The 14960-nt window shown below is 33.0% G+C and carries 10 protein-coding genes; 5 read left to right on the forward strand and 5 right to left on the reverse strand.

What is annotated here, in order from left to right:
- Nucleotides 1–80: 80 nt before the first annotated feature.
- The 4 genes from cas2 to SJY34_RS03745 all read right to left on the reverse strand — a co-directional run bounded on the left by cas2 (nt 81) and on the right by SJY34_RS03745 (nt 6562).
- Complete coding sequence (cas2, locus tag SJY34_RS03730; protein WP_400079034.1) at nt 81–425, reverse strand: CRISPR-associated endonuclease Cas2; 345 nt, start codon at nt 423–425, stop codon at nt 81–83.
- A gap of 14 nt (nt 426–439) precedes the next feature.
- Nucleotides 440–1357 carry a type II CRISPR-associated endonuclease Cas1 gene (gene cas1 / locus SJY34_RS03735; protein WP_400079036.1) on the reverse strand — a complete coding sequence of 306 codons (918 nt, stop codon included), beginning with the start codon at nt 1355–1357 and terminating at the stop codon, nt 440–442.
- Nucleotide 1358: 1 nt separating this feature from the next.
- The gene (cas9, locus tag SJY34_RS03740; protein ID WP_400079038.1) at nt 1359–5564 is read right to left on the reverse strand and encodes a type II CRISPR RNA-guided endonuclease Cas9; all 4206 of its coding nucleotides are present in this window, start codon (nt 5562–5564) and stop codon (nt 1359–1361) included.
- Nucleotides 5565–5941: 377 nt separating this feature from the next.
- Nucleotides 5942–6562: an L-threonylcarbamoyladenylate synthase gene (locus SJY34_RS03745; protein WP_400079040.1), complete on the reverse strand. Its 621-nt coding sequence runs from the start codon at nt 6560–6562 to the stop codon at nt 5942–5944.
- Nucleotides 6563–6797: 235 nt separating this feature from the next.
- On the opposite strand from SJY34_RS03745, the gene SJY34_RS03750 reads away from it, so the two are divergent.
- The 3 genes from SJY34_RS03750 to SJY34_RS03760 all read left to right on the forward strand — a co-directional run bounded on the left by SJY34_RS03750 (nt 6798) and on the right by SJY34_RS03760 (nt 9645).
- Nucleotides 6798–7655: an alpha/beta hydrolase fold domain-containing protein gene (locus tag SJY34_RS03750; protein WP_400079041.1), complete on the forward strand. Its 858-nt coding sequence runs from the start codon at nt 6798–6800 to the stop codon at nt 7653–7655.
- 74 nt (nt 7656–7729) lie between these two features.
- Complete coding sequence (locus SJY34_RS03755; RefSeq protein WP_400079043.1) at nt 7730–8704, forward strand: hypothetical protein; 975 nt, start codon at nt 7730–7732, stop codon at nt 8702–8704.
- On the forward strand, nt 8701–9645 hold the full coding sequence (locus SJY34_RS03760) for a hypothetical protein (RefSeq protein WP_400079045.1): 945 nt from the start codon (nt 8701–8703) through the stop codon (nt 9643–9645). Before SJY34_RS03755 ends, SJY34_RS03760 begins: the two co-directional genes overlap by 4 nt.
- On the opposite strand, the gene SJY34_RS03765 is transcribed toward SJY34_RS03760, so the two are convergent.
- A complete protein-coding gene (locus SJY34_RS03765; protein WP_400079047.1) occupies nt 9646–11976 on the reverse strand; it encodes an ATP-dependent helicase in 2331 nt (776 codons plus the stop codon).
- A 133-nt stretch (nt 11977–12109) separates the two neighbouring features.
- Between SJY34_RS03765 and SJY34_RS03770 the strand changes: the two genes are divergently transcribed.
- Nucleotides 12110–13378: an amidohydrolase gene (locus SJY34_RS03770; RefSeq protein WP_400079049.1), complete on the forward strand. Its 1269-nt coding sequence runs from the start codon at nt 12110–12112 to the stop codon at nt 13376–13378.
- A gap of 5 nt (nt 13379–13383) precedes the next feature.
- Nucleotides 13384–14943: an FMN-binding glutamate synthase family protein gene (locus tag SJY34_RS03775; RefSeq protein ID WP_400079050.1), complete on the forward strand. Its 1560-nt coding sequence runs from the start codon at nt 13384–13386 to the stop codon at nt 14941–14943.
- The last annotated feature ends 17 nt before the right edge of the window (nt 14944–14960 follow it).

The following is a 14960-nucleotide window of genomic DNA, read 5'->3' on the forward strand; positions in this document are numbered from 1 at the left end:
TTTTTATGACAATCATTACGATTTTAATAAATTCAATTTTACAAAGCACTTCGACTGCGCTCAGTTTGACATTCTGGTTTCTAGAATAATTCTAACTGTTGGCTTGGGGTTTCGGGTTCTATTTCTTTTTGGCCATGAAACAATTCCATCATTCCAAATTGTTTATCCGTAATCTGCATAATACAGACCTTGCCTTTTTTTGGCAACCCATTCTTGGTTCGCTTAATATGTACCGCAGCGTTTTCGCGACTAGGGCAGAACCGCATATAAATACTAAACTGAAACATCGCAAAACCATCTTTTATTAAATTTTTTCTAAACCGAGACGCTACTTTACGTTCCGTTATGGTTTCGGTAGGTAAATCAAAAAAGACCAAAACCCACATACTTCTATACTGGTTTAATCGGGTTAGATAAGATTCCATAATGCATAATTCTATTAGTTTGTAAAGGTTTGTAATGATGATCTGAATTCTGGATATAAGATTTTTCGTCTACTGCCTTCAAAACAGTCAAACAAACTTGCCGATGTGCGACTCATGGCATTCATCAGCGGACTTTGTTTACCGTCTATGACAACGTCTATAGCAGGAATCATTAATAAACTAGATTTTATGTTACGGTTTAGTTCTTCAATATTACAACCGCTTTCTACAATGTCATAAACAAGGGCATCTACAAATGGTCTGTAAGGCTCCATAATATCATCAGCCAAGCAAAACGGATTGTATTTGTTATGATGAAATATCCCTACCGATGGCAACAGACCACTACTTACCAAAGCTCTTGCCGCTATTGCTCGTAAAATGGCATACCCATAATTGAGCAGATTATTGGGCGCAATATCTTTTTGATTGCGACTAAAGTTTTTAATGTCAAATAAATTTTGAAAATAAAAAGCGGCTGCAAGGGCTTCTTCATTGACAAAATCGCCACTCTTTACGTTTTTAGCATACCGTTTTAATCGCAAAGCATTTTTTCCTCTAGACAAAAAATGATTGGCTTGGTTATTAATTTTTAGTATTACCGTTTGTTGCCATAATTGTTTTTTTAATGGCACGCTTGCATTTAATTGATGTCGCATGCGTTCAGTTTGTTCACTATGCCCAACTAAAGGTTGAAAAAACGAACACGGTAAATGTTGCTTATCGCAGGTAATGACTGCGGTTTTATTTTGTACTAATTTCATAAGTAAACCATTGGTCACAGTAATTTGCGGATGTTCTAAAACTACAAAGCCCAAATCTTCAATTGGTATGGTTTTCTCGTCCTCAAAGTCGGGATATTTTAGAACCAATTGATTGTTTTTGGTACTTAAATAAGCAGGATTTCCGAAAAATAGGGTTCGTTTTATCATATTAATACTCTCCTATTTGAACTATTTCACCAATATGATTAACTCTTACTTTTACTATATCTTGTATGTATGGTAGACTTTTTATACTCTTAAAAGTAACATTTTTAAGTATCTTATCTTCTTTAACATTTGTTTCTAAATGATGCCTAAAAACAAAATCTCTAACAAAACTATTACCAGCTTTTACTTTAGAAATTTTCTGAACCCTAAATAAATGTTCACTTATGATACTTGAATTAGTATTATCAGTTAAATCAACTTCTTGAGGATTAAAATTTTCTGATGCGAAAACAAACATCTCATTCTGTTTTAAAGAGAACAAAAATTGCCATTCTAAATCTTGATTCAATGTTTTATCAACAATTGGTAAATTAGAATTTGAACGAACAACAGCCTCATAAAATGAAACTATATTATCTTGTAATTTTCCATCTTTATCCAGATATATTGCTAAATGATGATTACTTCCTGTACTTACAAAATCGATAGGTTGGTTTTTATTATCAATATCTAAAATCTCTATTCCCAAATGATCCTTTTTATAATGCAAAGGCTCTGCATTACTTACACCAGTTATTGTAACCCGTTTTATAGAAATCCCTTTACTTTTATTAAGCCAAATGGGATTTTTCTCTAAATCCGTAAAGGCTTCTTTTGCCTTATTGTTATATTTAGATAAACGGTCTAATAGAATTTGTCTAACTTTTAAATCAATAACTTTGTTTATCGATTTTACATCCTTAAAAGTATCTGCATTGACATCTTTTCTAATGGTATAAATTTCTTCAAAACATAGCACTTCTTTTAAAGGCTCGTCTTTATATAATAGAGGGTCTTTTTTTAAAGTTTTAGTATCAAATGCTAATTCATTCTTATTGTCATATTTTTTAAGGTGATTTATAACAGCATTGCGTTGTGGTACATTAATAATAAATTGTGCTTGCTCTTTTGTAAACCTTTTATTTAATTTAGTTGGTTTTTCTTGTGGTCGTTTACTTTTACCATAGACCGTTTCCTTATGCAATTGTCCTCTTGGTGTTAACTGTAACTTTCTATGATAATTATCTTTTCCTTTTAGCTTACTTTTATTAATGTTGTTTGTGACGACTTTATTTTTATTTTTAAAAGACACTAATATCTGTGCAATATGAAGTTTTGCTTGCTTGCGAAAGTCTGGTATAGGTTTTAAAAACTTTAATTTGCCTTCTTTATTTCTATGTGTAATTTTATTTTGAATATTTGAAATCACTTTATGTAATTGGTGATGCTCATCCCTTCTAGCATTAAGATTGTTTATATATTGAATATGGCTATGAGTTGTAAAGGCAACCGTCAAGGCATCCATTGCATGATGCCTATGATCGTTGCGCTTACTCCAATCCTTTATAACTTCAATTTCTTTATTGTTTTTCCTAATTTCTATTTCAGTTAGACCTAAAGCCTTGTATTTTGGCATATTAAGCTCTTTCATCACATTAATTAAATCCCAATCTTCACGAAGTTTATCTGTTATACTTCCAGATGTTGATATCACTTCTCTAAAAACTTCAAACAATAATTCTTTTGCTTTTTTTGCGATGTATTGACTGTTACGTAAATCACGCTCAATAAACCCATCAGGTAATGTAGTTTGAGATAACAATAGTTTATTCCGCTTTGCTTTTGAAATTACGCCTTTACCATTATTGTATAGACTCTCTACCCGCTCTTTATAATTTTTTAAATCAGATTGGTAATCGCTTGAAATAAAATCATAAGCTGTTCTGTCTGCTTTTTTTAGGTTAACATGCCTATATGCTAAAGTTTTGTTAGAAAATGAATCATCGAACAACAATGCTTTCGGAATAATATGCTCAATATCAATCTCTTTCGAAAACAATTTTGCTTTGGAAATAAATGTATTGGTAAATAACGATTTGTGCCCTCTAGTTTCCAATTCTAACCAAAGACGATAACGTATCACGTCATTTTTTGTAGGATTAGGAATACCAAAGTCTTTTGTAATTGTTTTCTTTATATCTAAATTTCGTCTTGTAGCTTCAGCAATGCCTCTTGTCATCTCACCACGCTCTTTTGCGTTCTTCTTCAGTTCACGAGCGAGTTCAATACGTATTTCATCAGGTTTTCCATAAGTATCTATAATTTGGTTAATGACATTAACCATCTGATTTAATATTTTTTCGACCACAGGATTCCGCAAACTATTCTTTTTCACCAATTCTAATTTTGGTTTTAAAACCCTATTTTCTAGCTCTTCTTTATTTAGACTATTAGAATGATTGTAACCAGCCAATGCACATGCTTCAGAATAGGTATTACCCGATTTTAAACTTGTAATTATTTTACGAATGGCTTTTGAAGACAAATTACCATAATCGTTTTGCAAAGCTATACTCGCCAGTAAAGACGAATATTCTGGTTTAAAACCGTATTTATTATGTAGTTTCTTTTTTAGAGCCACATTAGAATTACCATAAACAAGTTTATCTTCCTCTGAAATTTTAACGTCGTCTTCTACAGAATATAATAAATGCCATAATTGATAGCTTGCTTGCTTATCAAAGTCAACACCTTCTATTTCGGCATTAAAATCTAAAATAGAGGTATCAATGCCAATCTCTGCGAAGATAGTTTTTAACTCGTCAGTTATTTCTGAAGCTGTTTTTTTACTCCAATCAAATCCATAGCCCTCATATTCTGCTATTTTTTGATATGCATCAAACAATGATTTGTTAGTGCGATTACCTTCTATTTTTTCAAAATTACATTTCCATTCAGATGTCTTTCCTATATCTAAAAATTTTGAAAGTAATTTTAAAAGACTGTTAGCTTTTAAATCGCCTCGAAGATTTAGTTCTTCAAAAATTGCTTCTCGGACATCATTGTCTAATTTCGCTATTTCTATAACCTCGTCTTTTAATTTACTTTTAAATTCTAAATTGTTTAGATTTTGCCAAATCTTAAATTCTTGATATAGTGGTGACGATTTAGAAATTACACGATTACCAACTAAACGTGTTTTTGATTTACCAGTTTCTTTTTCAGTATAAGATTGTTCCCAACTTTCAAATTGACAAAAGCTCAACAGTCCTTTTTGTGATTTTAATTTACGTTGATAAAAAATAATGACATCACGAATCTCTGTCTTTAAGACTTCTGTTAATTCAGAATGAAATTTAGATTGTGTTTCCCATATTTTTTCAAATTCGTCTAAATAATCCTGTCGATAGAATACTTGATTTTTTAATGACGTATGTCGGTTTTTCAGCAGTTGTTTATATAAATTTTCTCCAACGGTTTCATTATTAAAGTATAATTCTTTACTTCTGTCTGCGATTTCACCTAGGTAACCACTAGATTGGTTTAAATTATTATTGATTTCTTGTAACACAATGGCAAGATGTTCTAACTCTAATTGATTTATTAGTCCGTCTGAACGTAATTGATATCGTTTTAATTTTTGTTCAGATGCCTTACCTTCTAACTTCACACCAACAATATTGAATGGTTTTTGACAAATAGCCCAAGTGGCTCCTTTGTTTTTGCCTTGAAGTGCTTTATATAATTCATCAGTTAAAATAGTTGGGGAAAACGTCGTTTGTGTGTTCCAAATTTTATCAAATTCCGCTTGCAAATCAGAACGGTAAAAATCTGGAATGTATTTGCGCTCGTCCTTTAGCAACTGTAAAACATATTGTCCTGGTGTTTGTCTTGATTCATAAAGTGTTTTGGCGACATCCATCCCGTCGATAGCTTGTCCATCTTCTTCATTGCTGGTTTTACGACTACTTTTATAACCACGCTTTTTATTAATGGCTAAAAATACACGTGCCAAATCCTCTAGATTTATTTTTTGACTCGCAGACTGTGCTCTTAACCTTAAGGTTTGAAATGTTGTGTCTTTACCTATTTCTGCTAAAGGTGTGTCTTTTGAAATAAAACCATTTTGGATTAAAATTTCGATTAAGTTTTTACGTCGCTGTTTATAGCGTTGTAGATTACGACGAGCTCCACGCTTTAAAGTTCTGTCTGCATTTGTTGATAATGGTCGTCCTTTTTCAAAATCTGTTTTTTCATCAACTGTTAATGGGTTTACACGCACACCTAGTTTTATAATCTCTGAAGTCTCATTGTTGTTTTCAGCTTCATTGACCAATGCCCAGCCAATGGATGTTGTTCCTAAATCTAATCCTAATACTTTTTTCATTCAAAGTTGCTCATTTCGTTTTCTTATTATAGAATACTATTTATCATATATTTAAATCAATTATTTTTTTTCAATTTCAATTACAGCAAAACACAATTGTTAATTGATTCTTGTTTTGTATCTTTATAACCTGAAAGCAATTCACAATAAGGATTATTCCGTTGTGAAAACATTTAAGGTGGCAGAAATGTCGCCTTTATTTTTTATAAAAATTCTGAAATTACAATCAACACAAAAAGCGACTATAAAAATCGCTAGTTATTAATTCTTAAAGGGATAAGGACTATAAATGTAAGAAAAGTCAAGAAAAAATAAAATTATATCATAATAATTTTATCTGCTCAAATTTTAGATTAAAAAATAAAAAGCTTAAATCATTAAAAAATTTCTAAGCTACCTTTTCCTTCTCTAATAATCTCTGGTGGACTAATTGATAAATCAATTATTGTTGAAGCTTCATTTCCTCCATAACCTCCGTCGATAACAATATCAACTAGGTTGTCCCATTTTTCGATAATGAGCTCTGGATCAGTAGTGTATTCTACTACTTCATCCTCATCTCTAATAGATGTAGACACAATAGGATTTCCTAGTGCTGCAACCAAAGCCAATGCAATCGAATTATCTGGCACTCTTATACCAATTGTTTTACGCTTTTTAAAAGGATTTGGAAGGTTTTTAGAACCTGGCAGAATAAACGTGTAAGCACCAGGAAGTGCACGTTTTAATATTTTAAAAGTTGTAGTATCTATCTGTTTCACGTAATCACTAAGATTACTCAAATCTTCGCAAACAAAAGAAAAATTAGACTTCTCTAGTTTAACGCCTTTTATTCTAGCAATCTTTTCTAAGGCTTTAATATTAGTAATATCACAACCTAATCCATAAACAGTGTCTGTTGGATAAATGATTAGCCCACCTCTTTTTAACACATCAACAATTTTTTGAATTGCCTTTGGATTAGGATTCTCAGGATATATTTTAATAAACTCAGCCATAATATGTATCTTACAAATACGTTATACCAAATGAAGTTAAAAATTATTGAACTGAAATTTGAATTATATTTTCTTTAGATAAAAATAGAAAATATAAACATAGCAACAGTTATGGTTCTAATTAATAATAAATTACTAAGGAAATAGAGGCAAATTTAACCCATCATTTTCGACTTTATTTGGTAGTGCACAAAGTAACTATTATTTTTCAACATGTAACAATTGACATAAACACATGAAAGATTTAAAACTAATTTTCACCCTGCTTTTTACAATAAGTTTATTTATCTCTTGCGACTCTGAAGATTCTGACGTCGCTGGTCCAGATCCACTAGAATCATTCGAGGAATTAAATATTTCTTATGGAACTGATAGTGATCAAGTTTTTGATTTATACTTACCGTTTGGCAGAACTTCAGAAACCAAAACAGTAATTCTTGTTCATGGAGGTGGATGGACATCTGGTGATAAAACAGATATGAATACTTTTAAAGACTATATTATAACTCAAATGCCAGATTATGCTGTAGCAAATATAAATTATAGATTAGCAGATGACAACAACCAACCTTACCCAATGCAAATAAATGATATAACTAGTGTTGTAAGCTACCTAAGAAATAATCAAAACACCTATGTAATCTCTGAAGATATTGGTTTTGTTGGTGTTAGTGCTGGTGCTCACTTATCACTATTATGGAGTTATGCTTTTGATAATGACAACCAAACTGACATGGTTTGTAGTGTCGTCGGACCTACAAATTTCACAGATCCCGCGTATTTAGAGAATACAAACAATCCTGTTTTACAGGAACTAATAAATACTATCGGTATTGATGCCTCTATACCTTTTTTAGAAGAAATTAGCCCTTACCATCAAGTCACTGCATCTGCTCCACCTACAATTTTATTCTATGGTGGCCAAGATCCTTTAATCCCAACAACTCAAGGAACTGATATGCGCGATAAACTCCAAGAACTTAATGTGACTCATGAATTTACGCTATACCCAAACGAAGGTCATGGCTGGATTGGTTTAAATTTATTAGATACATCCCTTAAATTAAAAACTTTCATTGAAACACACATGTAATGGTATTCAATCTCTAATACTGTTAAAAAACAAAAATACTGTAACAATCTATATCATTTTGTAGTCTTTATAGTATGCATCAATCAATCAAAACTTTCATTTTACTACTAATTTCAGTGAAGCTATATGCTGCTGAAATAAAACCGCCAGAAGTAAAACCACCAATTATCTTTACAAAGGCTGAAATAGTAAACGCCTCTACAACACGTATTCCATTTAAAGTTATCGATCAACTTATAGTAGTTGAAGTGGAACTTTTAGACAAATCCGGAAATTTTATTATCGATACTGGTTCTGAAACACTAATACTTAATAGTATTCATTTCAAAGCTCCACGTGGTTATTCGGATGAAAGTAAAGAGAAAAATGGTATCCATCAAAGCATAGAAAATGTTAAGGAAAAGTATCTTGAAGAATTAAGTATTCACAACCTCACCATAGAGGAACTTGATGCTGATATTATAGACCTTTCCCATTTCGAAAAAACTAAGAAAATGGAACTTTTAGGTATTATTGGTTATAGTATCTTAAAAGATTTTGAAGTGTTCATTGATTTACACTTAAATCAAATGACTCTTACAAAAACAGATAGAAATGGCGAACGATTATCTGATAAAGTATATGCAGAAACCATACATGATAGTGTAGATTTTAAGTTAAAAAAGCACACCATAATTATTGACGCAACCGTGGGAAGCAAAAAAGTGAAATTCGGATTAGACACTGCTGCAGAATATAATCAGCTCAATGAAAGAGTAGATTCAGAAATTTTAAAGTATTTTTATCCTAGACAAGAATTGAAACTCACAGGTGCTAGTGGTAAGAAAACGAAAGTTATGGCAGGGAAATTGTATAGAGTTAAGTTGAACGATTCAATTTACTTTGGTCCAATGAAAACAGTGCTTACTGATTTAAAACAAATGAATAGTGTCTTTAGCACTAATCTCGACGGAATTTTAGGCTTTGAGTTTTTCGTTCAAAAAAGAACAATAATTAATTACAAAAAGCGGAAACTTTACTTTATAAAGTATCCCATTATGGAACCTTGAAAATAAGACACCATCATATTTTTTTATTATTTCTATCATCATTTCTTAGTATTAATCTTTATGCGCAAAGCAACACTTCTAAAGGTTATACGATTAAAGGTGAAGAGGTAATTTTCATTTTTAATGTTAATGACTATCCTAACATTAAAAATAATGGAGATACTATTGATGACGTGTTTGTATCTGGCGAATTTAATGATTGGGCGAAAGATCAGTGGCCAATGGCTAAGATTAACGACTCTATTTATAAACTAAAAAAGGACTTGTCTTTATTTACCTCAGATTTTGGATGGGAATTTAAGTTTATTGTAAATAGTGAACATTGGGCAGAACCAACCAGTGACTTTGAGAATAGTACAGATGCCAAAGACGATTATGGTTTTCCGTTAATGGTCTACAATCTCAAATTTTATAGTGCGTTTGCAACTGAATATGGAAATGTAAGTTTTAAGTTAAAAGGTCATAAGGACGCAAAAAAAGTAATTCTTAGCGGTACATTTAATAGATGGGATGAAACAGGTTTTGTTATGAAACCTACTGAAGATGGCTGGAGAGTTACGCTTCAATTACGACCAGACATCTATCAATACAAATTCATTGTTGATGGTAATTGGATAGAAGACCCGCAAAATCCTTCGAAAGCAGAAAACGAATATGATGGTTACAACTCCGTAATCGATGTTCAGAAAAACGTAAAGTTTCAACTCTGCGATTTTGAAGATGCCGAAACCGTTATATTAAGTGCAGAGTTCAATAATTGGACAGAGACTGACGCCACTATGACTAAGGAAGACGGTTGTTGGGTTTATTCCCAAAGATTATCTGGTGGAAAATACCACTACAAATTTATAGTTGATGGTCATTGGATTACAGATCCTACCAATACAGTTAAAGAATATGATGACAAAGGGAATATCAATTCGGTTTGTATGGTGAAGTAATTATCTTAGTATTTGAAGCTTAGCAAAACGCAATAACAACTTTTTAGTATCCCCTTTTTGAAATTTAATTTCTGCCTTAGCATCACCACCCTTGCCTTCAATTTTTATGACTTCACCTCTACCAAATCGTTGATGATTTACAATATTACCAACCGTTAACTTGCTATCAAATAAATTTGAGTTATCATCAGATTTAGTTAATGGTTTCATTTTTTTAGGAGTACTAATTCTAAAATTTTCGGGCTTTTCTTTTGCTTTCTTTTTTGGCATTTTTGCTATTTTTGGTTTCGCAAATCGCACTTTATTAGGTTCAACATCCCCAAATATTGATGCATCGAGCATGGGATTAAAACGTTGTTCTTTTAATGGAGTCATAATATCTACAAACTCATCATCAATTTCTTCAATAAATCGGCTTGGTTCTGCATCAATTAATTTTCCCCAGCGATAACGCGATAAGGTATAAGTTAAATAGGCTTGTTTCTCAGCTCTTGTCAAAGCTACATAAAATAATCGACGCTCTTCCTCAAGCTCACTTCGCGTATTCATACTCATAGCACTAGGAAACAAATCTTCCTCCATACCAACTATAAATACATGTCCAAACTCCAATCCTTTTGCTAAGTGAATAGTCATTAATGCCACATGATCTGGATCACCTTTATCCGCATCTAAATCTGTAGCTAAAGCGACATCTTCTAAGAATTCTGCTAAAGAATCTCCTGCATCAGCCAACTCAATTTGTCCTTCGACAAAATCTTTGATACCATTCAACAATTCCTGTACGTTATCCATACGTACCACTCCTTCTGGAGTGCCATCTTTATTAAGCTCTCTAATTAACCCACTTGTTTTAGTAACATGTTCTGCTAAATCAAAAGCATTTGCGTTTTGATTCATTACTTTATAACTCTCTATAAGCGTTACAAAATCCCTGAGTTTATTCTGTGTACCATTATTAATATTGATTTCGATAGAATCAATATCTTTAATAACATCATAAATGGTTTTTCCAGTCGCATTGGCTGCAACCACTAATCTATCTACAGTAGTTTGCCCTATTCCTCTAGCAGGATAATTAATAACGCGTTTTAATGCTTCTTCATCTGCAGAGTTTAAAATTAAACGCAAATATGCAGTGACATCCTTAATTTCTTTTCGCTGATAAAATGATAAACCTCCATAAATACGATATGGAATATCACGTTTACGCAAAGCATCCTCTATAGCACGAGATTGGGCATTTGTTCTATATAAAACCGCAAAATCACTATTATGCAATTGCTGATTCATTTTGGTTTCCCAAATGGTACTCGCTACATAACGGCCTTCGTCACCGTCAGTCAATGAACGATGCACCTTTACTTTTTCGCCTATATCATTTGCTGTCCAGACAATTTTATCGAGTTTGGTTTTGTTATGTTCAATGACAGAGTTTGCTGCACCAACAATATTTTTTGTAGAACGGTAATTCTGTTCTAAACGATAGGTTTTAACACCATCATAATCCTTCTGAAAATTTAGAATGTTATTAATATTCGCCCCACGAAACGCATAGATACTTTGCGCATCATCACCAACCACACATATATTTTGAAAACGATCTGCTAAAGCCCTAACAATTAAATATTGAGAATGGTTTGTATCCTGATACTCATCTACCAAAATATATCTAAACCTATTTTGATACTGAGCCAACACATTTGGAAAGCGCGTTAAAAGCTCATTAGTTCGTAGTAATAGATCATCAAAATCCATGGCGCCTGCTTTGAAACATCGCTCAACATATTCTGCATATATCTCGCCCAATCGTGGTCGTCTTGCCATAGCATCGGCTTCCATCAATTCTGGATTTTTAAAATAAGCTTTAACCGTAATTAAGCTGTTTTTATAGGATGAAATTCGACTATAAACCTGTTTTGTTTTATAGATATCTTTATCTAGTCCCATTTCCTTGATAATAGAACCAAGCAGTTTCTGGGAATCTTGAGTATCATAAATCGTAAAGTTGCTAGGGAATCCTAAATGATGTCCTTCAAAACGTAAAATCTTTGCAAAAACGGAGTGAAAAGTTCCCATCCATAAATTCTTTGCTTCACTATCTCCAACAATATCAGAGATTCTCCCTTTCATTTCTTTGGCAGCCTTGTTGGTAAACGTCAATGCCAGAATATTAAAAGCATCAACACCTTGGCTCATTAAATAGGCAATACGATACGTTAGCACACGCGTTTTACCAGAACCAGCACCAGCAATGATAATCATTGGGCCGTCTTTCTGTAAAGTTGGAGCTAATTGTGCGTCGTTTAGTTGACTGAGATACTTTTCCAAATGCAATTTTTTTCGAACTGTGAAATTAAGAATTGTCTTAGGTTTTTCCATATAGAAATGACATTAATTATAAACAAACTATCAAAAACTTAAGTTGATTAAATTTCAATATCTTAGTGCAAATTTTTATTTCATGAAAAACTTATCTTTCCTCCTTTTATTTTTGTCAACTTTGTCATTCGCTCAAAATTCAATTGAACAAGATATCATAGATATCGAAGACAAATTAATAGAATGGCGACATCATTTTCATCAAAATCCTGAGTTATCAAATAGAGAATTTAAAACAGCAGAAAAGATTGCAAAGCATTTAAAATCTCTTGGATTAGAAGTGGAAACTGGTATAGCAAAAACTGGAGTTGTTGGCATTTTAAAAGGTGATCATTCTGGTAAAGTCGTTGCCCTGAGAGCAGATATAGATGCACTTCCTGTGACTGAAAGAAATGATTTACCATTTAAATCTGAAGTTAAGACAACATTCTTAAATACAGAAACTGGAGTAATGCATGCTTGCGGTCACGATACACATATTTCTATTTTAATGGCCACAGCAGAGGTGTTATCTAAACATAAAGATAAAATCAATGGCACTATAAAGTTTATTTTTCAACCAGCAGAAGAAGGCCCACCTCCTGGAGAGGAAGGTGGTGCAAAACTTATGATTAAAGAAGGGGTTTTAGAAAATCCTCAGGTAGATGCTATTTTTGGACTGCACATTAATTCTCAAACATCAGTAGGTACTATAAAATATAAAACAGGCGGTATTATGGCTTCTGTTGAGCGTTTTGTAATTAACGTAAAAGGAAAGCAAACGCATGGTTCTCAACCATGGTCTGGTGTTGATCCTATTTTAATTTCTGCCAAAATTATAGACGGTTTACAAACTATAATTAGTCGAGAATCAAAATTGACTAACGAAGCAGCTGTGATTACTGTTGGTAAAATAACAGCTGGTACACGTTTTAACATTATTCCAGAATCTGCTGAAATGATTGGCACTGTAAGAACTTTGGATCCGGAAATGAGAGCACATATAGAAAAGCGTATGAAAGAAATGGTAGAAACTATAGCTAAAGCTTATGGAGGAGAAGCAACCATCGCATTTCAGAATAATACCTCTATTACATTTAATGATCCAGATTTAACAGCCCAAGTACTACCATCGCTTCAAAACGTAGCTGGTGAAGAGAATGTACAGATAATGAAAGCTACAACTGGTGGTGAAGATTTCTCTTATTTTCAAGAAAAAGTTCCTGGTGTATATTTCTTTTTAGGAGGTATGACACCTGGCACAGAGGAATCTTTTCCTCATCATACACCAGATTTTAAAATTGATGATAGCGGCATGCTGCTTGGTGTAAAAGCATTCACACAATTAACTTTAGATTATTTAAATAACTAATTTATATGGATTCCATTTTAGAATTCTTAGGCTCAATATCATGGTGGCTATGGATTATTATTGCGTTGGCATGTTTAGCTATTAGAGATATCTTCTTTCAAAAAGGGCACACCATAAGTCATAATTTCCCAATAGTTGGCCACTTACGCTATTGGTTAGAGAGTATTGGCCCAGAAATGCGTCAATATTTCGTCGCTAACAATAGAGAGGAATTACCTTTTAACCGTATAGAACGTGGATGGATTTATGCCTCAGCAAAAAAGGAAAATAACTATGAAGGTTTTGGAACCGATAGAGATATCTATGCACATCAGCACATTTTTATTAACAACGCCATGATGCCTTATAAGGTTGAAGACAATCACCCAAATGCTCTAGATAAGTCTTTTGTACCATGTGCAAAAGTTATGGGAGCGTATAACAAACGAAAACGACCATATCGACCTGCTTCTATTATTAACGTATCTGCAATGAGCTTTGGTTCTTTGTCAGCAAAAGCTATAGAATCTTTAAATAAGGGCGTTAAAATAGCTGGAGCCTATCATAATACTGGTGAAGGTGGCTTGTCGCCTTACCACAGTAATGGTGGTGACGTCGTCTTTCATTTTGGAACAGGCTATTTTGGTGTACGTGCCAAAGATGGTGGATTCTCAATGGAAAAAATGGTGAAACTAGTTAATGATAATTCCTTTATCAGAGCTATAGAAGTTAAGTTATCTCAAGGTGCTAAACCAGGAAAAGGTGGTGTTTTACCTGGAAAAAAAATCACTAAAGAAATTGCAGAAATTAGAGGTGTTGAAGTTGGTAAAACAGTATTATCACCTCCAAATCATAAAGCTTTTTCTAATGTTCCGGAATTGGTTGATTTTATTGAGGCCATAGCTGAAGCCACGGGTTTACCTGTTGGAATTAAAGCTGCGATCGGAAAATTAGACCAATGGGAAGAATTAGCTGATATTATGAAAACGGAAAATCGTGGTCCAGACTTTATTGCTGTTGATGGTGGTGAAGGTGGTACTGGTGCTGCGCCACCAAGTTTTGCAGATCATGTGTCACTGCCTTGGATTTATGGATTTAGTGACATTTATAAATTATTTCAAAAGCGCGGATTAACTGAACGTATTGTATTTGTTGGTAGTGGAAAATTAGGCTTTCCTGCTAAAGCAGCAATGGCTTTTGCTATGGGAGTAGATTGTATCAATGTGGCGCGTGAAGCAATGATGAGCATTGGATGTATACAAGCACAAATTTGTCATACAAATCGCTGTCCTGCTGGTGTTGCAACACAAAGTAAATGGTTACAGAACGGAATTAATGTGCCTTTAAAATCAGAACGATTAGCACAATACTTCAAAACCTTTAGAAAAGAATTGATTGAAATAACTCATGCTGCTGGTTATGAACATCCTTGTCAGTTTTCTATGGATGATGTTGAAATGAATGTCGATGACCATAATCTTGCAAAAGACTTTAGTCTAACATTCAAGTATGAAAAATCGCCTGTTAAATTTAAAAACTTGCAAGATCTAAAAGATTGTGAGTATCTTGGCGGACAAATAAAATAAACCAAAAAAAAAGACCT

The organism is Winogradskyella sp. R77965 (assembly GCF_044594915.1).
Classification (GTDB): domain Bacteria; phylum Bacteroidota; class Bacteroidia; order Flavobacteriales; family Flavobacteriaceae; genus Winogradskyella.